The organism is Candidatus Competibacter phosphatis (assembly GCF_012939995.1).
Taxonomy (GTDB): Bacteria; Pseudomonadota; Gammaproteobacteria; order Competibacterales; family Competibacteraceae; genus Competibacter; species Competibacter phosphatis.
This window is the reverse complement of sequence record NZ_SPMZ01000002.1, coordinates 48,818-69,825: the sequence shown is the minus strand read 5'-3', so window position 1 is coordinate 69,825 and position 21,008 is coordinate 48,818. Positions and strand designations below refer to the sequence as shown.

Here is a 21,008-nt window from a genome sequence, read left to right as displayed (position 1 = left end):
GGAATTTGAATTTTGCGCCGACAGTTGATGCCGTGCTTTCTGGAAATCTGGGGCGAGCAAGCGTCGGCGGCAGTGACGCTGGAGGCGGTAGTGGCGGCTGCTGGAACAGCCTTGCCCGCAAGTAATGGGATGATGGGTGCGATGATTTATCCGGTTGGCTTGAGATTTAGGTGGCGTTATGGAAACCCTTTATGAACGGGATTTGTACGCATGGGCAACGCGAAATGCGGCCCTGCTGCGCGCGGGGCGATGGGCGGAAGTTGATCGCATGAACATCGCCGAGGAATTGGAAAGCATGGGACGGAGTGAGCGGCGGGCGTTGGGGAGCCGGTTGGCGGTGTTGTTGATGCATTGGTTGAAATGGCGTTATCAACCGGAACGGCGTGGTCGAAGTTGGCGAGCGACGATTCGGGAGCAACAGCGACAGGTGGCTCGGTTGCTGGCCGATAATCCAAGTCTGCGCCCCGAATTACCGACACTTATGGCGGATGCCTACATTGATGCGGTACTGATGGCGATCGCTGAAACGGGTTTGGAGGAGACGCTGTTTCCAGAGATTTGTCCGTTTGAGCTGGAACAGATCATGAGCGAGCGCGATGGCTGGGACCTAATGCCTTAGTTTATAAGGTGTATTTTGGCTAATGAAGATATCCGACGAGATGATCGTTGATCGAATCCTGAAGGCGTTACCCGAGGTCTGGGCGATTTATCGGTTTGGGAGCGCCGGTACTCCATTTGAACACACTGGTAGTGACATTGACCTCGCCATCCTATCGCCCAGGCCGATGGCCAGTGTGGCTTGCTGGGAGTTGGCGCAGGATCTGGCCCGGCAATTTAAGCGGGATGTGGACTTGGTGGATTTGCAGAATGCATCTGTGGTGTTACGCCAGCAAGTGTTTGGCCATGACCGCCGCATTTACTGCGCCGACCGATTCCGGTCCGAGGAGTTCGAAAGTCGGGCCTTGGCCGACTATGTGCGGCTGAACGAGGCTCGTCGAGATATTCTCGGAGATATTCACGAGCGAGGAAGGATTCATGCCCGATGACGTGGTTCTGAACAAGGTGGCGGTGATCGAGCGCTATTTGGGACGGATTCGGGAGGAGTACGAGGGCCATGAGTCCGAGCTGGCGATTCACTTTACCAAGCAGGATTCGATCATCCTCAACCTGCTGCGGGCGTGTGAGGCCAGCATCGATGTGGCTATGCATCGGGTGCGGGTCAACCGTCTGGGCATTCCCCAAGATAGCCGGGACGCGTTTTCCTTGCTGGAGCGGGCACATCTGATCCCGGCTGATTTATCCCGGCGCTTGCAGGCCATGGTTGGATTCCGCAACGTCGCTATTCATGATTACCAAAAGCTGAATTTGGATATCGTCCGATCCGTGCTGTCTGGGCATCTCGTTGATTTCGAGACGTATTGTCAACTGTTGTTGCGTCAGGAGTAAGCTGGTTGAAATCGGGCGGAGCAGGTGCTGGCGGTCAGGCGAATCAATAGAGCATGGCGTGTCGAGTGGGCAGCGCCATATAGATCGATTATGCTCTTACAAAACGTAGAATAAGGTCGATCATGAAAGAGAGCTTGAGCATCATTTTGCCGGCCAAGAACGAAGCGGCCAATCTGCCGCCGTTGCTGACCGAACTGAAAGCGTTGTATCCGGCGGCGGAGATTATTGTGGTCGACGACGGTTCCACCGACCAGACCGGTGAGGTGGGCCGGGCGCACGGTGCGCGAGTGGTCCGCCACCCGTACTCGCTGGGAAACGGCGCGGCGGTCAAGACCGGCACGCGGAATGCCAAGGGTGACCTGCTGGTTTTCATGGATGCCGACGGTCAACATTCGCCCACCGACATTCCCCGCCTGCTGGCGAAGCTAGCGGAAGGCCATGAAATGGCGGTGGGCGCGCGGCAAGCCGATACTCACGCCTCGTCGGGCCGGTGGTTGGCTAACCAGTTCTATAACCGGTTGGCTTCGGTGATGACCGGTTATCGCATCAAGGACCTCACTTCCGGGTTTCGTGCTGTCCGCGCTCGTCATTTTCGCAAGTTCCTTTACTTGTTGCCCAACGGCTTTTCTTACCCCACCACCAGCACCATGGCTTTTTTCCGCGCGGGGTTTCCGGTCGCCTACATCCCGATCCGAGCTGGCCAGCGTGGTGGGAAAAGCCACATTCGCCTCCTGCGGGACGGTGCACGGTTTTTTCTGATTATCCTTAAGGTCGGCGCCTTATTCTCGCCGATGCATTTTTTTTCTTCCGATAAGCCTGACATTTTTTTTTAGTGGCTATTTTGCATTACGGTTATACGTATGCGACCGCACATCGATTTACCAACATGAGTGCTGTGCTCTTAATTTATTCCTTGTTAATATTTTTTAATTGGCATGATCTCGGAACAAATCTCCAGCTTGCACTATAAAGGAGTCGAGGAAGATCAACGTAGAACTAAACGAGATTGAGGGTCATGATCAGTTATAAGATAGACAGTGATTCGATAAGGATGGAGACTTTGTTAGAGAGATTGATTTATGGATAAGATTTTTAGTTATCCCTATAGATAGTAACTATTCTTTTCCTTGTGTTTTTTGATGGATCTGCTGAGACAATGACAATAATAATTTTTGGATCCTGAGATAATTATGATGTTTTGATGCTATGTGGTCGACAGTGTGTTTGCGATGAAACATGGAGATAGAAACTTTCCGATGGGCCGACCTTGTTACGGTAACTGTGACATTTCATCCCGACTTTCTTCTCTTGCAATCGCAATTGCAGGCTTTGCCTCGAGATTGTCTCAAACTATTGGTCGATAATGCCTCTTCCGCTGATGCTCAGCGAGCGTTGTATGCCTTATGTGCAACCGTGCCTAATGTGCATGTCGTCGTGAATGAGGCCAATATTGGTTTGGCGGCAGCACTCAATCAAGGGGTTGCCTTTGCGCGGCATATGCGATCTTCGGCGTATTTTTTGTTTACTGCTCGATCAGGATAGTGAACCAGAACCTAACAGTCTGGCTGCGCTAGTGGCGGGCTTTAAGGATTTACAAGCACAAGGGGGAATCTGTTGCGTGTGTTGGCCCCTTGCTGATCGATGCGACGACCAATTTGTCGCATGGCTTCCATCAGGCAACACACTGGCGATGGCGGCGACTCTATCCATCCGCTAGAGCTAAGCCTGTGCGCTGTACGAATCTGAATGGCAGCGGCACGTTGGTGTCTATCGACTTGTTTTTGCGGTTAGGCGGTTTAGATGAATCCTTATTCATCGACCATGTGGATACCGAGTGGTCGTTTCGAGTGTTAGCTCGGGGATATACGCTATGGGGTATTCCGAATGCGATCTTTAAGCACCGCATGGGGCAAGGCAGTTTGCGGTACTGGTGGTTCGGCTGGCGTGTTTGGCCAAGCCGTTCGCCATTTCGTCATCGCTACTTGTTCCGTAATGCGCTTAAGCTTATATGTCGTCCTTATGTACCCAAGGTCTGGAAATTTTGGGCAGTAATCAAACTTGCCTTGACGTTTGCCATACATGCACTTTTCGATTCTCACCGTATTATCCAAATACAAGCCATGTTTCAAGGGATGCGGGATGGATTGCGGTCACGAACGCGATGAGTAAGAGCTTATGAATTTACCACCTATCATTGGCTTGATTCTTAACTACCGCGATGCCGTACGGACAGATCGGTGCATACGCAGTTTGCTCAATGATGGTATGGCGCATGTTCTGATATGGGACAATTCGGAAGATGAGGGTATTTCTGCAAATACCTTGCGGAAACTGCTAGACAGCGAGGATCGTGTCACCATCGAAATTAGCCCTGTAAATTTGGGCTTCGCTGCTGGTGTCAACCACGGCTTGACATGGATCACTACGCGCTTTTCCGGCTCATGGGCGTTACTCATCAACAACGATGCCGTTTTGTTGCCGGGGGGCTCGTTTACACTATGCCAGGTACTTTCTAAAACGCCGGTGGCTGTCATTGCCTATCCCACCATCGATCATGGTGGACGCCTCATCGGCACAGCCTACTATCAACGTCATCTCGGCTTGATTACGACGACACCGCTACCAGCCAGTGTTCCTCACGCTAGTGGTTGCTGTCTGCTGATCGCTCCTGAGCGTATGTCCTCGCCTTTATTCGACGAGGACTTTTTTCATGTACGGCGAGGATGCCGAACTCGGTTATCGTTTGGGTAGGCAACGCATGGTACATGTATCAGAGGGCGTTTGGGTGCGCCACGAAGGCAGTGCCAGCAGTAGGATGGGGTCACCCTTCTATGAGTCCCGCATGGTGGTAGCGCATTGGTTGCTAGCGCGCAAGCTGGCTAAGAACCGGTTTGATAAAGGAGTTTTGTATTTTGGACGTGCGATTATCTTGGCACTGAGGGCGTGCATACGTGCTTGGCGTTATCGGAGTGGGGTGCCGCTGAAAGCTTATTTTGAAGGTTGGCGTATAGCCCATCTACATGCGCGCCAGATACGTTAGACATCTATCTTTAGGGTTATCAGACGACAACAGCGACTCTGTTGCGCTCCACACACGCTCCGTTGGGATGGCTGCAATACAGGGGAAAGGATAGTGTCTACCTATGTGGTAGCGACAGTTCCAATCGCATCCAAAGCAATTCATGGATTCGCTGACTGTAAGGGGTAGACGCCTAATATATGCTTCGCTGGTATCGTAAGGAAAACAGCGGCCATAATGCCCGCCACCCACTATAACTACACTAGCGATACCGCAGGCGGCGGCAAGGTGGACAGCAGCGGAGTCGTTTCCCACCAACATCTGCGCATGAGCGATCCAACGTATCAAGTTTAACAGATTAGTCTTTCCAGCGAGATTATCGACCCGCTCGCCGAGTGATTGAGCCATCGCTTCGCCCAGTGCTCGTTCCTCATGAATGCCTACCACCACGCAATGCCAATGTGGGTGTTTGGTCAGAAGCTGCCGTGCTATTGTGATGAAATGCTCCACTGGCCAACGTCGCTTATTTTGGCTCGATCCGGGTGCGATGACGAAATATGGTTTAGTGGTGGGTGCTTCAAAACCCTCGGCAAAATGGGAAGGTGTTTTGAGGTAATTGTCTGGGACGCCGACGGCTTGAATAAAAGCGTGGTGGCGTCGATGCTGATGTGTCCCTTCCATGATTGGCAACAGGTGGATATACAACCGGCGACTAATTGTTCGATCAAGCCAAGAGCGATCAGCAAATGTCGCGTCGAACCCCCCAAGCTGGTGCAGCCAAAGCTCGTACGGCGGCGTCGCCGATGAGGGCATCGCGCGGATGGCTGTCGTGATAAATAGCGCCAGCATTTACTCTGCGCAATCGTTGAAGAAATGCCGAGCGAGTTTCGAGAGCGCGCATGAGTCCTCGCATTCTGGAAATGCCGAGCACCGTGCAGTCGGGAAAATGTTTGGTGGCTATCGGTAAGACATCTGCGTTGAGGACTAAAACTACCTGTTTCTCTTGATCACGCAGATATCTAACCAAGGCTTGGGCATAGGGCCACCACAGAACATAATCGCCTAATAATTCGACGTGTACGAGGGCAACTACTGCCTCATTGGGTTTGGGGGGGGTGGCGAAAGAGAACAACGGTATCGAATAATCCAAAAATCACCCACTCGATTGAGCGCTTGAATTTGCGCCAGCTAAGATTCAGCGACTGCCGCCAGGTTGAGATCATTTTCGTGCAAGAACCTCAAGCTCCCATTCGAAGCATTTTGGAATTGGATACAGTTCAATCAATGCACAAACCGTTTTGTGAAGCACACTGTGGAGGTGCCAACGCATACGGTTTAAGAAACGCAACAACGCACGCCCCATGTGCTGCCATGACCAAAACAAGAGAGGTGGATGATGGATGAACTCAAGGTGTCTTGTATCAAAGCCAGCAGCCTCCAGAACCTGCGGCATCGAGCGTTCGTTGAAATGCACAACGTGTGTGAAATCGCCAAAAAGATGGTGGCCCGCAAGTAAATAGGATGCATTAGGAACCCTAATATTGAGATATCCTCCTGGCTTCAGACATCGGTGAAACTCACGTAATAAGGTGATCGTGTGCTCACGTGGAATGTGCTCCAGCACATGATGAAATAGAATGACATCAAAAAGTTTCTGCGGAAGTTTGGGCGAGAAAGTCACGGATATCCGAGACAGTAATGGCCACCTTAGGCGGGAGTGATGTCTCGGCGACTTGAACAAGCTGCTCAGACAATTCGACGCCAGACAGGTTATGATAACCGGTTTCCCAGAGAAGGCTGAGTAAATACCCGGTTGCGCACCCCGCATCGAGGATGTGTGCATTGAGTGGAATGCGATCTAGCCAACGCGGTAAACGGTCGAGACGAAAGCGCGTGACCTGTTCAAATGGCACATGGGCACGATCGGCACCATGAGCTTGATAATGTCGGAGGTAGTTTTGGAAGAGTTCATGGGAGGGATCGGCAGTCATGATAAGGTTTCCTGCTGCGATGAAGCGAATAGGAAGCAAAGCACCGCGAGGGCTACTGCCTCACTAAGATAAGTGGACCAGAGCGCACCGGATAAACCAAAACGCGGTACTAACAGGCCGTTGAAGACAACGCTGACGATACCGCTGGCGATATAGATTCGGGTTAAAAAAGGCGCGCTGGCCACGGGCAATGACAGCAGCACTCGCTAAGTTGCGCACCACTTGCACCGCTGGTAGCCAAGCCAACGCGAGTAAGATTTCTACAGTTCCCTCGAATCCTGCTCCAAATATGCGAGGTATCCAAGGTGACAGCCAGGTTAGTACTCCGCCGCTGAACAAGGCGAGGGTGACGAGAGCGCCGCCGGTCAACCACAGACGCCGCCGTGGGGTGGAACTCGCAAACAGTCTGGACCATAAAGCTTCTTGCATTGCTTGCAGTGGTAAGCTGGCTAAATCGACCACACGTTGGGCAACACTGAAATGACCGACTTGCGCGTAACCCAATTGAGCTAACACCGGTTTGTTGAATTCGGCTTGCAAACGAAGCGACAGCGCTCCTACGGTAAAGGGCCAACCTTCGCGCACCAAGTGTATGGCGAGCGCTTTGGAGCGTGTCGGCCGCCATCGCATCTGCACCCATACCCAAAGTGCCAAAACGTAGAGTCCGCTTGATCCCGCATAAATCCAAAGCCAGCCGTTCACATCATGGGGCATGAGTAAAGTGTACCCTGCTAAAGCCATAAGGCGCACAAGGATCAGGCCGCTCAAGATAGCTCCGAAATGCTGTGTTTGATGTTGTGATTGTTCGATGCGTGCGACCAACTCGCTCAACGAGCTACTGGTGACTTCACTAACGGTGAAGACCAGGACGGCTGTGACGTGAATGCCTGTGGGTAATAACCATAGCGAGATGCCTATTGCAGCTAAGGCAAATATCGCCGTGCTACGCCACCATAATGCCAGTGTATCGCCCAGTAATTCCGGTAATCGTTCGGAGTGCCGTGCTCCATCGCATAGCAGCACACTTCCTAAACCTAATCCTGCTAAAGGGGCGAAGAAGCTGGCTACAGCTAGGATAGCGACGAATTGACCATAACCATCAGCACCCAATGTGCGAGTGAGCAGCAGCACTATCGTTGCCTGCGCTGCTGCACGTACTAACAGCCAGCCCAACAACCTCGCACTAGCACGCAGATAAGCTCCGGGACGCCAGGCGAACAAGCGATGGGCAAGGAATAGCATTTTGGAAGTGAGTGGTGCGTGTGATCCGATCAAGAGCATGAATATCATGCAGATTTGGTGTCGGTGGCGGTATTATGGCAATGCGCCTCATCATAAAGCTGCGTGACTCGCTGATGATCGTGTTGATTCACCGTTATGTTCTCCCATTCTCTGAAGACGCCATCAAGCCTTGGCAGAATTGACGTAATACAATCCCAAATCTCGACCAAGAAAAGCCGGAGGCAAAAGTGCGGCAGGCTGTTACGGTAGCGTCTGATTTTCCTTGCAGATATTCAATTACTTTTTTTCGCCATGCCTGGATAGTCACCGGGTGGTATTAAACACCCGGAACAGCCGTTGCCAATGGCATCCGGCACGCCGCCAACTGCAAAAGCCACAGTTGGCAGCCCATGCGCCGCCGCTTCAATAGCCACCATCCCAAATCCCTCTACATCGTTGGGAATGTCGAGAACCGGAAAAACCAACACCGAGGCAGCCCGATAGGCTAGCCCTAGTTCTTCATCAGATAGGTTGCCAAGTATTTTTAGGCTTTCTTGCGTGCCTGTTTGGTAGGCTGCTTTGCGTAGAGCATTTATACCGATTGTGGCTGAAGTCAGCGCCGCATGAGGCTCCTCTCCAACCACGACGAGCAATGCCTTAGGGTGAGTCACTAAAATCGTGGGTAGGGCGTGAAGTACAAATTCTCGCAGACCCTTGCGTTTTGTCAGGCGGCCTACCGATAGCAAGAGGGGACGGTTGCCGAAACTGTGTTGTTTTCGCCAAGCTCGAACATCGTCATTAGATGGCAAAGTCTCGGGAATTGCTACGCCAGGATGGAGAATGCTTAGACGATTGGCGGTTAGACCAGCGGCAATTGCCAGTCGTGCAGTAGCATGGCTATTGACCAACCAGGCGTCAGCACGACGGATAATAGGTAGAAAAATCTGTTGGTAAAGGATGTTGTCTACCACCAGATCAAGGCCATGCAGATAAACTACCCAAGGGGTTCCACTAGCTTTCGCTGCCAACCAAGCTGGCAAAGCATTCACGCCGCTCCCTGCGATGATCAAGCACGGTCGATAGCGTCTGGCCGACCGTACTGCCTTGACAGCAGCGTGAATAAGAAACACGGAAACTGGTGTCGAGGGACAGGCGATGACTCGTTCTGGGTGCGCTACATGTGTGTTGGCGCCCTTTGGGCCAACGAGATAAGCGTCATATTCTCGCTCCAGTTCTTGCAGAAGATATTGGTTCAAGCGTTCCATGCCACCTAACAAGGGTGGAAAGTTACGGGTGACCAGCAGAATATTCATAGAAGATGGAAACTTTAGTTTATGGATCAGTAGCAGTTATCGAGTGCCACAGATCGCGGTTTGAGGCTCGGCGAATTGCGCCTCATCTTCCGCGAGGTTGCGTTCAAGACGTTTGAGCTCAGCGCGATACCAATCGGGTGGGAAGCGCAGGCCAGCCGCAGTGCCGAGTGCAATTTTGTTCTGAGCCATTGTTAGGAAATAATGGGCGTCGGCGTAATACCCCTTGCTTGCCAGCAGCCTGAAGATCTCAAGATCGGTGCCGATGCGGCCAGACTGCCGTTGTATGGCAAGGAGATGCTCACAGGCCGCAGGTAGATTCCCATCGGTGAGTTCCAGACGTGCAAGGGCGTAGGCATAGTTCTGACGATCGCCGCTGGAGCGGTTGTACTCAGGGCGATTCTCGAATGCGGCGATGATGTCCAGCAACGCTGTGCGCGGCAGGGCCGAGGCAAGTTTTCCCCAATAGTCGTCGAGCAAAGGCTCCAGGAACATGTTGACATGAGCATCATAGGGACCAGTCCGGATCGCTTCCACAGCACCCCGAACCTCGGTTTCTACAGCCGATGTCTCGCCATCCGACTGCAGAAAGCTGGCATAGGTCAGACGTAGTGCGGGTGAGTTAGGATGGTGGGTCGTGGCGCGCTGCAACAGCTCCAGGGATATCTGTTTGTGCCCACTCCTGGCAAGACGACTGGCCGCCACGATCTGGGCGCGGCAGGAATCTGGATTCCGCTCGGCCCAATAGACGGCCAGATCCATCGGACGTCCCCACAGTGCCGCATAATTGAAGGTGAAGGCAGCGAGTAGCACGACTAGCAGTGTGCCAACCACCCAGCGCAGGCGCTGGAGTCCAAGCACAATTGCTGCGGCGACAGGCAGGAACAACAGTGCCGCTGGCAGGTAACTACGGTGTTCGAACTTGAGTTCGAGCATCAGGACGGTGGACTCGATCAGATGACCGGCCAGAAAAAAAAAGGAGTGCGAGCGCGACGAGAGGGAGACGCTTGCGCAACCAGACAGCGAGACCAGCGAGACTGGCGACCAAGATCAGGCTAATCAAGGTTGTCGGCGGTGAAATTAGGCTACGGGCGAACGGATAGTTTTCTTGATACAAGCCCGCGTAACCCGCTTTGGGGATCAACAGGTCGTAAAGGTAACTCAACAGAATGCCTGGTTGAGTGATAACACGCTCATAGGGGGTGAATAATCGGTTATCCCGCAACTCGAAAAAGGAGCCAAATTGTGCCTTATGCCCGAGATAGGCAAGCAGCGTGATGGTCGGAATCAGGAGAAAGACGAGAAACCAGGCCCGCTCAATTCGGGTCGAGCGCCGTAATTGCCACAGCGGGCGTACCCCCATCCACTCGACCACCAGGATCAAAACCGGTAGAACCGCCGCATTCTCCTTGGCAAGGACGCAAACCCAGTGCCACAAATCACTCCCACGCTTGCCAGCCACCAGCCACACCAGCACGTTGCCTTAACTTGAGTGAGTGTTCGACCCTTGAGATATAGAGCTAATCCCAGCAGACAGAAGAATGCCGACAGTATCGCCATGCGCTGCACGGCGTAGAGCACGGTGGAGACCCAATAGGGATGCAGCAACCACAGCATGGCAGCCAGTCCAGCGATCACGATCGCATGGCGGGCGAGGCGAGTATCGGTACTTCGCTCCAGGAGCAGCTCGCCGATAAGGAAGATCAGAAAGCCATTGACCGCATGGATCAGTGCGTTGGTTCGAAGAAAGGGTAGCGGATCGGTCGGCCAAATTTGCCCATCAAGAAGAAAAGACAGTAGCGATAGCGGACGGCCAGTCGGGCCGGCGATACCGGACCGAAGATAAACCACGAGATTTTGGAAGGAATCGATGCTACCAAAATCACCGAGGACCGAGAGGTTGGGATGGTCGTCGAATTGGAAGGCCGCACCTTGGATTCCGAGCCAGTAGCAAGCCAATATGGTGCTTAGATAAACAATTAATGTAACGAAAATCAAAACAGGTTTTCTAAATAAATAATGCATTCTATCAAACCTATTGCAAACTTGAATATATTGGATACCTTGCACCAAACACGCAATATGCATTAATTTAGACTACGGTTTTGCAGTAATAAACATGGGTAAAACCCTAGTCCTGCTGAGGGATGCTTGGTTTGCAAATGGCTCTTTGGCTTTAATTTGATTGCTACCGATGTGTCGACTGTAATGGCTTGAAGGGTTTTATGTAACGATTCGTGTAGGAAATGCCTGAGTCAGGCGGATATTGAAGCTCTATAGTTAAATCGGGTCTCCTAATTTTAGGAGACCCGATTGCAGGGAGTGGGTTAACTTCCAAGGGTTAATTGCGGCAATTGGCCGGCAGATACTTCAGTGTGGAAGTTAAGTCTGAGCCAGCTTTACATTTCCAATCCACTGTAGCGGCACCAGCCGTCCAGATTGGGCTCAGGATAACCGCTTCATCGTTGTTGGCTAGACCACCACCCACTGCAACTCCTTTGATAGTAACATTAATTGTGCCGCCGGCCGTGCCGCCGCTATATTTGACAGATTGAACATACTTGGAATCAATGTTGGTCGTGAAACCGGCTGCACTAGCATCGGCAGGGTACGCGTTTTGGCTGATCAGATATTCGGCGAGCGAAGTTTTGGCAGGGGCGGCTGCATTTACGGCTTCAGTTATCTTGGCGCGAACTGTATAGTCTTGATAAGCTGGAATCGCGATGGCCGCCAGAATACCGATGATCGCCACGACGATCATGAGTTCGATCAGGGTAAAGCCTTGTTGGAACTTCTTCATGGGATACTCCTTAACTTGCGCTTTTACATGAAAACCCGTTGGGGGACTTGGGAGTTTTCGGGGATCATCGTTCAATCCCGTCGCGTACCCTGTTGCAGAGGATGTGCCAATCGGCCTAATGATGAGGATATTTTATTTAATATGTTGTTAAACAAAGAATAATAATAACACTCCTGTGTGGAACCGGGTTGGATGGCCTCATAAACGCGTCATCCGTATCGTTTAAGAGTGACCCTGACCGGCGTAGGCTGACAAAAATGGTCAGAATCAAAAGACGCCCTGACCCTTCAGCGTCGCTAGTTCCGCCGCGCTCAGACCCAGCAAGCCACCGAACACTTCCATATTATGGCTGCCAATCTCCGGCCCCGGCCAATTGGTCGCGCCAGGCGTTTCCGCCAGCTTCGGAAGAATAGCTGGAATTTTCAGTGGCTTGCCGTCGATTTCCACCGTCTCGAACAAGCCCCTCGCCAGAAAATGCGGATCGGTGACCATGTCCGCCACATTATAAATTGGCCCCGCCGGTACCTCCGCCGCTTCCAGCCGCGCCAGCGCTTCCCGGATGTCCAGCGTCGCTGTCCAGGCGGCGATCGCTGTGTCGATTTCTTGCTGATGCTCGACCCGGCCGGCGTTGTGGGCCAGTCTTGGGTCTTCGGCCAGATCCGCTCGCCCAGTGGCATGCATCAGCCGCTTGTAAATCGAATCACCATTACCGCCGATGATAACGTGCTTACCGTCGCGGCAGCGGTAGGTGCCGGTCGGCACGATGCCGGTCACGGTCGAGCCGGACGGCTCGCGGATTGCGCCGGCGCCGTCATATTCTGGCACCACCGCTTCCAGCAGATTGAACACCGACTCGTACAGTGCCACATCCACGGTCTGGCCGGCGTGCGGGGGGCGGCGTTGGCGGTCGAGCAGCGCCAGCAGCACGCCGAAGGCCGCATGCAGGCCGGCAAAGGTATCGCCCAGGCTGAGATTGGGTCGTACCGGGGGGTCGCCGGGCACGCCGTTAACGTAGCGCAGTCCGCCGATTCCCTCGCAGACCGAGGCGTAACCGGGCCGAGCGGCATAAGGGCCATCCTGCCCGTAACCGGAAATCCGCGCGAAGATCAGCCCCGGATTGACCGGCTTCAGATCGTCCGGTCCCAAGCCCCAACCTTCCAGGATGCCGGGACGAAAGTTCTCGATCAGCACGTCGCAGCGTTCCGCCAGCCGCCGGGCTAGCGCACGGCCGGCGGGATCGCGCAGGTTCAGAGTCACGCACTTCTTATTGCGGCCCAGACTGCGCCACCACAGCGACGCGCCGTCGCGGACGATGCGCCATTGCCGGATCGGGTCGCCGCCGGGTGGCTCGACCTTGATCACCTCGGCGCCGAAATAGGCCAGCAAGGTACCGGCGAACGGTCCGGCCAGCAACTGACCGAGTTCGAGCACGCGGATACCGTCCAGCGGACGGGGGGGTGGCAGTGGGAGCGACGGACATGCTGCAAGCACTCTATGAATGAATTAAAGGTTATAAATTTATGGTTAAAAAATGCTTTATGGGCATATGGTGGCGATGGTAGTGTCTTAGCATAGTCGCCCAAGGTCGATTTTGCCGGGGCGCGATCAGCGAATTCTCAGTGGAGAGTGACGACGATGTACCAGTACGACCAGTACGACCAGACGCTTGTGGACGAGCGGGTCTCCCAATACCGGGGCCAGGTCCGGCGCTATCTGGCCGGCGAGCTGAGCGACGACGAATTTCGGCCGCTGCGGTTGATGAACGGCCTCTATCTCCAGCGTCATGCGCCGATGCTGCGGGTCGCCATTCCCTACGGTTTGCTGTCTTCCGATCAATTACGGGTGCTGGCCCATATCGCCCGCCGCTACGACCGGGGCTTTGGCCATTTCACCACCCGCCAGAACATTCAATACAACTGGCCCAAACTGGAAGAGACCCCGGACATCCTCGCCGAACTGGCCCAGGCGCAGATGCACGCCATCCAGACCAGCGGTAACTGCATTCGCAACGTTACCGCTGACCACTTGGCTGGGGTTGCCCCGGATGAAATCGAGGATCCGCGAATCTACTGCGAAATCATCCGCCAATGGTCCACCTTTCACCCGGAATTTTCCTACCTGCCGCGCAAGTTCAAGATCGCCGTCACCGGCGCCAGTCACGACCGCGCCGCCGCTCAGGTCCACGATATCGGCCTGAATTTGACCCGCGACGAGCGAGGCGAGATCGGCTTTCGGGTGCTGGTCGGCGGTGGGTTGGGGCGTACCCCGCTGCTTGGCCACGTCATCCGCGAGTTTCTGCCCCAGCGCGATCTGCTGTCCTATCTGGAGGCGATCCTGCGGGTCTACAACCAGCACGGGCGGCGCGACAACATCTACAAGGCCCGCATCAAGATTCTGGTCAAGGCGCTGGGACCGGCGGTTTTTCGCCAGCAGGTCGAGGCGGAATGGGAGCAGATCAAGGATTCCGGTCTGGTGCTGGATCAAGCCGAGGTCGAGCGGGTGCGCCGCTTTTTCGCGCCGCCACCCTACGAGCCGGAGGCCGCCCAAGATCCCGGTTTCGAACAGTGGCTGAGGGCTGACAAATCCTTTGCTACTTGGGTGCGGCACAACGTCGCCGAGCACAAAGTGGCAGGCTATCGCAACGTCTTCGTCGCCTTGAAGGAGCCGGGTGCGCCGCCGGGCGACATCGATGCCGATCAGATGGAGGCGGTGGCCGATCTCGCCGATCGTCATAGCTTCGGCCAGATTCGCGCCACGCATCACCAGAACCTGTTACTGGCCGACGTGCGCCAGGCTGATCTCTACCAGTTGTGGCACGCGCTTGAGGCGCAAAAGTTGGCCGCGCCGGTGATCGGTACCCTGGCCGACATGATCTGCTGTCCCGGTCTGGACTATTGCAGTCTGGCCAATGCCAGTTCGATTTCGATCGCTCAGCAGATCAACGAGAAATTCGACCGGCTCGATGATCTCTACGATCTGGGCGAGATCCGCCTCAACATGTCCGGCTGCATGAACGCCTGCGGCCATCATCATGTCGGCCATATCGGCATTCTCGGCGTCGATAAGAAGGGTGAGGAGTGGTACCAGATTTCCCTGGGCGGTTCCTCGGAAAACGATGCCGCGCTCGGTGACATCCTCGGTCCGTCCGTGCGCAAGACCGAAGTCGCCAACACCCTGGAGCGCATTCTACGGGTCTATGTGGAGCAGCGCGCGGAAGGCGAGCGCTTCCTCGATACGTTCCGGCGGATCGGGCTGGAGCCATTTCGAGTCCGGGCCTACGCGCCGGGCAGCAACGAGGCCAAGCAGGAGGAAAAGCGCTATGCGGTCGGTTATTAAAAACCGCCAGATCGTCGAAGACCACTGGCAAGCCGTTGGCGAGGAAGACGAATTACCGGTCGGGGCGGTGATCGTGCCGTTGACGCGCTGGCGGCGGGAGCGGGTCGAGTTGTTGGGGCGGGACGAGCCGTTGGGGGTGCGTCTGCCGAACACCGCCGACGTGGCCGAACTTGTCGCCGATCTGCCGCTGTTGGATCTGGTGGCGCTGGAGTTTCCCAAGTTCAGCGATGGCCGCGCCTATTCGCAGGCCCGGTTGTTGCGGGAGCGTCACGGCTATCGCGGCGAAATTCGCGCGGTGGGCGATGTGCTGCGCGATCAGTTGTTCTTCATGGTGCGCAGCGGCTTCGACGCCTTCGAACTGCGGGCCGATCGCAGCCTGGAGGACGCGCTGGCGGCATTCGACGAATTCAGCACCAGCTACCAGCCGGCCGCCGATCAACCGCTACCCCTGTATCGACGCGGGCGCTGAACACAAGTGGCGAGGCGGCACTCGCGCCGCCTCGCGCCCCACGCCCCACGCCCCACGCCTCACTCCAGATACCAATCCGGCGGAATCGGATTGTCGACCGTCGTTGCGCCCGGCTCCTCGGCGGCTTCCAGGGGATCGGCGTCGATGTTGACCACCACGGTGGTCACGTTGTCGCTGGCGTCCCGCATCAGCGCAAGGTGGATGAATGCCTTGACCGCCTCATGACAGTCGTGGTCGCTGTGAATCAGCAGGCGACTGATTTCCTCGTCGCTCACGGTCTTGTTGAGGCCATCGCTGCACAGCAGGAACATATCGCCGGGATGCAGTGGGTGGATGACTTCGTCGATGAGCATTTCCTCGGCCGATCCGACTGCCCGGGTGATCACGTTGGCCAGTGGATGGCGGTGCGCGTCCTCGGGTGCGATCAAGCCCTGGTCGACCAATTCCTGTACGTGGCTGTGATCGCGGGTGAGTTGCTGGAGTTGGCCGTCCCGTAGCCGGTAGATACGGCTGTCCCCCACCCACAGGCAGGCGCACTGCGTCTCGTAGATCAGCAACGCCACCACCGTGCTGCCGATGGTACGGTTCTGGTAACGTTGGGCCGACTCCAGCCGCAAGCGCTGATTCACCTCTTGCATCTGCTGGCGCACCGAGTCCAGGAAATCCTGCCAGTCGCACGGGGGCGGTATCTGCTGCAAGCCTTCGATCAACATCTGGCTGGCGATATCGCCGGCTTCATGTCCGCCCATACCGTCGGCAACCGCCCAAAGGCCCAGTTCGGGCATCACCAGGCAGGCATCTTCATTGATCGCCCGCACCATGCCGACATGGCTGCGGCCGGCGGACGACCATTTAAAAACGGGTTTCTGGTTCATGGTTCTTCCTCTTCGGCGGCGGGTGGCTCGCCCGGGCGGTGGGCGACGCCGGCGGGTGCTTTCTCGTTCCAGCCCCATTGTTGCCAGTTTCCGGCCAACAGCGCCGCAAAACCATTGGCTGGCGGCAGGTCCTTACAGACCAGCAAGCAGCGGGCGATCCAGTCGGAGCCATCGGCCCACCACAGGCTATGCAGGGGAAAACCCCGTCGTAGCAAATCGCTGGCCAGGAACGGCGAGACTCCGGTCGATTCCAGCGCTTGCGGCAGCGGACAATACCAGGCGTCGCCGCCGCTCGCCGGACCCGTCGTCGCCGGCAAATCGTCCGCGAGCGGTGCGCCCAGCGCCGCGACCTGTTGGCTGAATTGATCCAGATCCAGTTCGTCGCGTTCGAGCGCCGCCAGCGCCAGCCGTTCGGCCTGGCGAAACCATGCTTCGCCGCTGGCCGGCAGCGTGAACAGCGGCCAGCCCGGAGCCAGCGCCGCAGCGATCGCCAGCGGGTAGTAGCGCCCCACCCGGTCCATGCTGGGCATCATGATACCGGCATAGGCGGCGGGTCCGCACAGACCGGGACCAAGCGCGAAGCGCCAGACCGGGCTGGTGCAGTAGTATTCCTGCCAGTTTTCGCCCAACTGGTCGCGGCTGTGGGCGACAGCGGTCTGCAACCAGCTATCCCAGGGGCCGACGAAGCTTTTGGGCAAATGGCGGCCGATGAAATCGCCTCGACTGGGCAGCTTGCCGAAGAAGCCAGCCGCCGGCCGTACCAAGGTGGGGGTTACAGTTGTTCCGGGCACTGGAAACCCACCATTTCTTGCAGGCTGAAGGGGTTGGAGGTGCTGCCAGGGGTTTGCATCTGGTAGATGGCCTGCAAACCGCCTAGTTGAAACGTGACCTGGAATTGGCCGGCGCCCAGCGGCCGGATCTGGGCCTGGTCGAGCAGCTTGAACCAAGCCCAGGGACCGGTTTCGCTCAGTCGTGCCGGACTACCGCCAGACTGCGACAGCAATTCGATGTGCGCCTGCCCGGCGGTTCCGGTCCATTGCAGGTTGCCTGGCCGCCCGGCCTGGTTGGCGCTATACACGAAGGTTTGGCCATCCAGGCTGATCGTGGCCTGACTCACGCCGGGGCCAAGCTGAAGAGGGGTCATCTGAAAGCGGATCGTGGGATTCTGGCCATCGCCGAACAAAGCGGCGCGCACGGCGGCGGCGCGCTGGAAGGCTTGCAGCGCTTCCGGGGAGATGCTCTGCTCCGGTCCGGTGGGGCCACGCCAGCGCCAGCTACCCTGCGAAGTATCGATATGCGGTTGCAGATATTGCTTGAAGAAGCGGTCCATCAGGCCGTTTGGGCCGAAGAAACGGCCGAAGGCGGCCAAGGGGGCATCGGGCGGTCCCGCCAGCGAACGGCTCGGGCCGGAACCCAGACCCTGATCGACCCATTGAATCGAATTGAGCGGGGCGGCGGAACCTTGCGCGCCACCCGGCCCGGCGCCACTCCACTGAATCGAGCTGCGGACCAGCGGGTAACGGCCGCGCAGGTTGTCCTGAAAAAAAAGGGGCGACTTGCGCCGCCTTCCATTGAGCGTTCAAACGATCTCGTAAGCTGCGCACGATATCGGCGCTGTCCCGGGCCAGCTTATCCAGCAACAGGTTGAAGGGCGGCGGTTTGCGGGCGGCATCCACTTGCAATTGATTGACCACGGCGCCGAACTGGTCTTTGAGGTTTTGCGGCACGGCGCCGTCCGGGCTGGATTCCCGGGCACGGGCGATGGCGTTCATGTGGCCGTACAGATCGTTGAGCGCGGACAGGGTTTTATCGAAGGGTGGAATGGTGCCGCCGACGCATCGATTTCCCGGCGGTACTGTGCATCGAAACCGGTCAGCCGGGGGTCGATGGCGCACGGTTGCAGCAGTGGGTCAGCGGCGGTGGCGTCGCTCTTGCCCAGGATGCCGGCGATCTTGTCGGTCAGCGACCGGTCGGCGGTGGGTTTGCCGGTTTCCGGCGGCGCGGGCGGCGGCTGGTCCAGCGCGGTTTCGCGGGCCACGGTTTCGATCAGGGTTCGCAGCGGCGAGGCCGGCCCCGACAGTACTTGCAGGATGTCGAGCGCTTCTTGCGGGTCGTTGAACGTCTTGATCTTGACATCGCCGAGTAGATCCTGCCACTGCTTCAGGTAATCACCGAGATACAAGCGGCAGACCCCCTCGGCAATGCGCTGACGGTCGGCCGGATCGCTGGAAATTTGCAGGGCTTGGCCCAGAATCCAGCTTTCGTCGGCCAAATGAGCCACCAGCTTGGGGTTTTCGTCCAGAAAAAACTGGTAGTAACCCTTATAGGTATACAAACCGGGAACCCCGCTGTTCAGTGCCTGGCCGCTCCCGCGATCGAACACTCGGGGCGTGTCGGGACCGGCGGCGAGAGTCAGGCCGATGTCCGGCGGCGTGCCGGCACTACGCTGGCGTTGCTTGAGCCGTTCGTAGATACGCTGGGACAGAGGTACCTGGTTCAGTTGATTCCGGCTGCGCTGGATCAACGCGCTGTCCAGCGCGATGGGCGATTGCAGCGGCGCCTGTTCCAGCAGGGCGTCCAGATGGGCCGACAGTTGCTCGCGCTGCTCGCGGGTGAATCCGCGCGGCGGATTGGCCTGCCACTCCTGCTCCATCCAGTCCTTGACGGTCTTGGCGTCGAAATGCTCGGCGTCGTCCAGCATCAGGTACGCTTTGAGGGTGTCGTATAGCGTGCCGGTATTGTCGGTGTTCTGGCGCAGCCGCTCCTCCAGGCGCAGTACGATGCGGGGTAGAAAAGCCTGCAGCAGCAGCCGCTGGTAGATCGCCAGCGCCTCGCCACCAAGCTTGTCGCCCTGATAGAGCCCAAAGCCCATCAACCAGGGGGTGCCGGCATTGCGGTCGTCGTAGCCGCCGGGGATGGTGCGGGCGGCGGTCAGCAGGGGCAGGGCGGCGGCAGGATCGGTCTGATCGGGGGAGAGCGCCTGAATCTGTCGTTCCACTTCCAGCCGCTGTTTTTCCACCGCTCGCACGTAGATTTCATTGCGGGCGTAGCTGGTCAGCCACAGTAGGGCGGCAATCACGGTGACCAGCAGGGCGGTGGCGTAGGCACCGCGCTGGATCCAGCCACGCCAGCGCTCCACCTTGAGGTTGGCGCCGGCGATCTCCGCTTCCGGGAAGATGACCTCGCGCAGCAGTCGGGTGATGAAGTAGCTGCGGCCCTTGCCGGAGAAGGTGCTCAAGGTCTGGCGGTGCAGGCCGAACGTGGTGGCCAGCGAACTCATCAGCCGATCGATCGGCGTGCCTTCCTGGGTACCGCTGGTGAAGTAAACCCCGCGCAGCAGCACCCGTTCCTCGTAGCGGCTAGGCCGGAACGCTTCCTTGAGGAAACGGTCGGCGACCTGCTTCAGGGACGCGAACTGCTGGGGTAGGGTGTAGATCAGGTCGCGCCGTTGGGGATCGCGCTCTTCCTGCAGACGCTGCACCAGCCGGTCGTTCAGTCGCTGTTCCAGCAGTTCGAACTCGGCGGTGAACTGTTCGACCACGCCTTCCGGGTTGCCGGAGTTGTCCAGCGGGAAGGTCAGACCCCAGACTTGTGCCCGCTCTTCCAGGCCCATGTCGCCGAAGAATTCGATGAAGCCGGCGATCAGGTCGGCCTTGGTGAACTGGACGTAGATGGGGAAGCGGATACCGAAATGCTCGTGCAGTTCCTGTACCCGCTGCTTGATGGCCAGGGCCTGGGCGGAGCGTTCTTCTTCGCTCTGCTGCATCAGGTCGGCCAGGCTGATGGCGATGAAGGCGCCGTTGATAGGTCGGCGGCGGCGGTGTTTTTTCAGCAGGTCCAGAAAACCGCGCCAAGCGGCCCGGTCCACTTCCTCGTGGCTGTCCTGGGTGGTATAGCGACCGGCGGTGTCCAGCAGCACCGCTTCGTCGGTAAACCACCAATCGCAGTTGCGGGTGCCGCCCACCCCGCGCACCTTGCCGGCGCCCAGCGGGAAACGCAGGCCGGAATTGATCAGCGCCGTAGTCTTGCCGGAGCCGGGTGGGCCGATGATGATGTACCAGGGCAACTGGTAGAGGTATTGGGTGCGACCGGTCTTGCCGCCCAGCTTGGCCCGTTTGAGGACGGATAGCGCCTCGTCCAAACCCTGCTTGAGCGTGGAGATTTCCTCGGCCGAGGCGGCTTCTTCTTCCTTCTTTTTCTGACGCTCGCGGGCAGCCTGTTCGCTGTCGCTGGCCGCGCCCTGATCAGCCGTTCCACCCGTTCCGCCCGTTCCGCCCGTTCCGATTCCGGCTTGACCGGCCAGATCGGCCAGCATGTTGCGGTTTCGCTTCAGGGTGTCGATGTAGTAGAGGAGCTGATACAGACCATACATGCCGCCGACGGTCATGATGGTGCCGATGCGGCCCAGATCCGAGGCGAGCGGGGTTTGGCCGGCGACGGCGATCAGGGGACCGAGGTACCAGATCAGACCAGCGACGGCCAGGAAGCCGGTGATGCCGATGAACCAGCGGCTCTTGAAGAAGTTCAGGATCTTGTTCATG

The 21,008-nt window shown here is 57.0% G+C and carries 22 protein-coding genes; 8 read left to right on the top strand and 14 right to left on the bottom strand.

Annotation, left to right across the window (positions count from 1 at the left end; genetic code table 11):
* The first annotated feature begins 178 nt into the window (after positions 1-178).
* The 6 genes from E4P82_RS00545 (at position 179) to E4P82_RS00520 (ending at position 4,197) form a co-directional block, all read left to right on the top strand.
* Positions 179-619, top strand: a complete 441-nt coding sequence (locus E4P82_RS00545; protein WP_169247075.1) for a DUF29 domain-containing protein — start codon at positions 179-181, stop codon at positions 617-619.
* A gap of 22 nt (positions 620-641) precedes the next feature.
* Positions 642-1,046: a type VII toxin-antitoxin system MntA family adenylyltransferase antitoxin gene (mntA, locus tag E4P82_RS00540; RefSeq protein WP_169247074.1), complete on the top strand. Its 405-nt coding sequence runs from the start codon at positions 642-644 to the stop codon at positions 1,044-1,046.
* Positions 1,036-1,446 carry a type VII toxin-antitoxin system HepT family RNase toxin gene (gene hepT / locus E4P82_RS00535; protein ID WP_169247073.1) on the top strand — a complete coding sequence of 137 codons (411 nt, stop codon included), beginning with the start codon at positions 1,036-1,038 and terminating at the stop codon, positions 1,444-1,446. The genes mntA and hepT overlap by 11 nt, the downstream gene beginning before the upstream one ends.
* 134 nt (positions 1,447-1,580) lie before the next feature.
* Entirely contained in the window at positions 1,581-2,279 is a 699-nt protein-coding gene (locus tag E4P82_RS00530; protein WP_420887046.1) for a glycosyltransferase family 2 protein, read from the top strand.
* Positions 2,280-2,682: 403 nt separating this feature from the next.
* Positions 2,683-2,988 (top strand): glycosyltransferase, encoded by a 306-nt coding sequence (locus E4P82_RS21585; RefSeq protein ID WP_246327258.1) that lies wholly within the window; start codon positions 2,683-2,685, stop codon positions 2,986-2,988.
* Positions 2,989-3,621: 633 nt separating this feature from the next.
* The gene (locus tag E4P82_RS00520; protein WP_169247072.1) at positions 3,622-4,197 is read left to right on the top strand and encodes a glycosyltransferase; all 576 of its coding nucleotides are present in this window, start codon (positions 3,622-3,624) and stop codon (positions 4,195-4,197) included.
* Between the two features lie 265 nt (positions 4,198-4,462).
* Here E4P82_RS00520 and E4P82_RS00515 read toward each other — a convergent pair whose 3' ends face one another.
* The 10 genes from E4P82_RS00515 to E4P82_RS00470 all read right to left on the bottom strand — a co-directional run bounded on the left by E4P82_RS00515 (position 4,463) and on the right by E4P82_RS00470 (position 13,251).
* Complete coding sequence (locus E4P82_RS00515) at positions 4,463-5,314, bottom strand: glycosyltransferase family 9 protein (protein ID WP_169247071.1); 852 nt, start codon at positions 5,312-5,314, stop codon at positions 4,463-4,465.
* Positions 5,315-5,684: 370 nt separating this feature from the next.
* The gene (locus E4P82_RS00510) at positions 5,685-6,146 is read right to left on the bottom strand and encodes a methyltransferase domain-containing protein (protein WP_169247070.1); all 462 of its coding nucleotides are present in this window, start codon (positions 6,144-6,146) and stop codon (positions 5,685-5,687) included.
* Complete coding sequence (locus tag E4P82_RS00505) at positions 6,109-6,456, bottom strand: methyltransferase domain-containing protein (RefSeq protein WP_169247069.1); 348 nt, start codon at positions 6,454-6,456, stop codon at positions 6,109-6,111. Before E4P82_RS00505 ends, E4P82_RS00510 begins: the two co-directional genes overlap by 38 nt.
* Positions 6,457-6,519: 63 nt before the next feature.
* Positions 6,520-7,698, bottom strand: coding sequence for an oligosaccharide flippase family protein (locus E4P82_RS00500; RefSeq protein ID WP_281383623.1), 1,179 nt, complete (start codon positions 7,696-7,698; stop codon positions 6,520-6,522).
* Positions 7,699-7,970: 272 nt separating this feature from the next.
* Entirely contained in the window at positions 7,971-8,990 is a 1,020-nt protein-coding gene (locus E4P82_RS00495; RefSeq protein ID WP_169247067.1) for a glycosyltransferase family 4 protein, read from the bottom strand.
* Between the two features lie 36 nt (positions 8,991-9,026).
* Positions 9,027-9,923, bottom strand: a complete 897-nt coding sequence (locus E4P82_RS00490; RefSeq protein ID WP_169247066.1) for a hypothetical protein — start codon at positions 9,921-9,923, stop codon at positions 9,027-9,029.
* Positions 9,895-10,371, bottom strand: coding sequence for a hypothetical protein (locus E4P82_RS00485; RefSeq protein ID WP_169247065.1), 477 nt, complete (start codon positions 10,369-10,371; stop codon positions 9,895-9,897). Before E4P82_RS00485 ends, E4P82_RS00490 begins: the two co-directional genes overlap by 29 nt.
* Positions 10,368-11,012 carry a hypothetical protein gene (locus E4P82_RS00480; RefSeq protein ID WP_169247064.1) on the bottom strand — a complete coding sequence of 215 codons (645 nt, stop codon included), beginning with the start codon at positions 11,010-11,012 and terminating at the stop codon, positions 10,368-10,370. The genes E4P82_RS00485 and E4P82_RS00480 overlap by 4 nt, the downstream gene beginning before the upstream one ends.
* 316 nt (positions 11,013-11,328) lie before the next feature.
* A complete protein-coding gene (locus E4P82_RS22665) occupies positions 11,329-11,787 on the bottom strand; it encodes a pilin (protein ID WP_169247063.1) in 459 nt (152 codons plus the stop codon).
* Positions 11,788-12,054: 267 nt separating this feature from the next.
* Positions 12,055-13,251 carry a CaiB/BaiF CoA transferase family protein gene (locus E4P82_RS00470; RefSeq protein ID WP_169247110.1) on the bottom strand — a complete coding sequence of 399 codons (1,197 nt, stop codon included), beginning with the start codon at positions 13,249-13,251 and terminating at the stop codon, positions 12,055-12,057.
* A 171-nt stretch (positions 13,252-13,422) separates the two neighbouring features.
* On the opposite strand from E4P82_RS00470, the gene E4P82_RS00465 reads away from it, so the two are divergent.
* Both E4P82_RS00465 and E4P82_RS00460 read left to right on the top strand, forming a co-directional pair.
* Entirely contained in the window at positions 13,423-15,123 is a 1,701-nt protein-coding gene (locus tag E4P82_RS00465) for a nitrite/sulfite reductase (protein WP_169247062.1), read from the top strand.
* Positions 15,107-15,592, top strand: a complete 486-nt coding sequence (locus tag E4P82_RS00460; protein ID WP_169247061.1) for a DUF934 domain-containing protein — start codon at positions 15,107-15,109, stop codon at positions 15,590-15,592. Before E4P82_RS00465 ends, E4P82_RS00460 begins: the two co-directional genes overlap by 17 nt.
* Positions 15,593-15,651: 59 nt before the next feature.
* On the opposite strand, the gene E4P82_RS00455 is transcribed toward E4P82_RS00460, so the two are convergent.
* The 4 genes from E4P82_RS00455 to tssM form a co-directional block, all read right to left on the bottom strand.
* Entirely contained in the window at positions 15,652-16,467 is an 816-nt protein-coding gene (locus E4P82_RS00455; protein ID WP_169247060.1) for a PP2C family protein-serine/threonine phosphatase, read from the bottom strand.
* Complete coding sequence (gene tagF / locus E4P82_RS00450) at positions 16,464-17,258, bottom strand: type VI secretion system-associated protein TagF (protein WP_169247059.1); 795 nt, start codon at positions 17,256-17,258, stop codon at positions 16,464-16,466. Before tagF ends, E4P82_RS00455 begins: the two co-directional genes overlap by 4 nt.
* Positions 17,240-17,836, bottom strand: a complete 597-nt coding sequence (locus tag E4P82_RS00445) for a type VI secretion IcmF C-terminal domain-containing protein (protein WP_169247058.1) — start codon at positions 17,834-17,836, stop codon at positions 17,240-17,242. The genes tagF and E4P82_RS00445 overlap by 19 nt, the downstream gene beginning before the upstream one ends.
* Before the next feature lie 399 nt (positions 17,837-18,235).
* The gene (tssM, locus tag E4P82_RS00440) at positions 18,236-21,007 is read right to left on the bottom strand and encodes a type VI secretion system membrane subunit TssM (RefSeq protein WP_169247057.1); all 2,772 of its coding nucleotides are present in this window, start codon (positions 21,005-21,007) and stop codon (positions 18,236-18,238) included.
* Position 21,008 lies beyond the last annotated feature (1 nt).

What these genes read in the sequence shown, in the direction of transcription:
- E4P82_RS00545 (WP_169247075.1), top strand. Translation starts at nt 179, where the DNA reads ATGGAAACCCTTTATGAACGGGATTTGTACGCATGGGCAACGCGAAAT.
- mntA (WP_169247074.1), top strand. Translation starts at nt 642, where the DNA reads ATGAAGATATCCGACGAGATGATCGTTGATCGAATCCTGAAGGCGTTA.
- hepT (WP_169247073.1), top strand. Translation starts at nt 1,036, where the DNA reads ATGCCCGATGACGTGGTTCTGAACAAGGTGGCGGTGATCGAGCGCTAT.
- E4P82_RS21585 (WP_246327258.1), top strand. Translation starts at nt 2,683, where the DNA reads ATGGAGATAGAAACTTTCCGATGGGCCGACCTTGTTACGGTAACTGTG.
- E4P82_RS00520 (WP_169247072.1), top strand. Translation starts at nt 3,622, where the DNA reads ATGAATTTACCACCTATCATTGGCTTGATTCTTAACTACCGCGATGCC.
- E4P82_RS00515 (WP_169247071.1), bottom strand. Translation starts at nt 5,314, where the DNA reads ATGCTGGCGCTATTTATCACGACAGCCATCCGCGCGATGCCCTCATCG.
- E4P82_RS00505 (WP_169247069.1), bottom strand. Translation starts at nt 6,456, where the DNA reads ATGACTGCCGATCCCTCCCATGAACTCTTCCAAAACTACCTCCGACAT.
- E4P82_RS00500 (WP_281383623.1), bottom strand. Translation starts at nt 7,698, where the DNA reads ATGCTATTCCTTGCCCATCGCTTGTTCGCCTGGCGTCCCGGAGCTTAT.
- E4P82_RS00495 (WP_169247067.1), bottom strand. Translation starts at nt 8,990, where the DNA reads ATGAATATTCTGCTGGTCACCCGTAACTTTCCACCCTTGTTAGGTGGC.
- E4P82_RS00490 (WP_169247066.1), bottom strand. Translation starts at nt 9,923, where the DNA reads ATGCTCGAACTCAAGTTCGAACACCGTAGTTACCTGCCAGCGGCACTG.
- E4P82_RS00480 (WP_169247064.1), bottom strand. Translation starts at nt 11,012, where the DNA reads ATGCATTATTTATTTAGAAAACCTGTTTTGATTTTCGTTACATTAATT.
- E4P82_RS22665 (WP_169247063.1), bottom strand. Translation starts at nt 11,787, where the DNA reads ATGAAGAAGTTCCAACAAGGCTTTACCCTGATCGAACTCATGATCGTC.
- E4P82_RS00465 (WP_169247062.1), top strand. Translation starts at nt 13,423, where the DNA reads ATGTACCAGTACGACCAGTACGACCAGACGCTTGTGGACGAGCGGGTC.
- E4P82_RS00460 (WP_169247061.1), top strand. Translation starts at nt 15,107, where the DNA reads ATGCGGTCGGTTATTAAAAACCGCCAGATCGTCGAAGACCACTGGCAA.
- E4P82_RS00455 (WP_169247060.1), bottom strand. Translation starts at nt 16,467, where the DNA reads ATGAACCAGAAACCCGTTTTTAAATGGTCGTCCGCCGGCCGCAGCCAT.
- tssM (WP_169247057.1), bottom strand. Translation starts at nt 21,007, where the DNA reads ATGAACAAGATCCTGAACTTCTTCAAGAGCCGCTGGTTCATCGGCATC.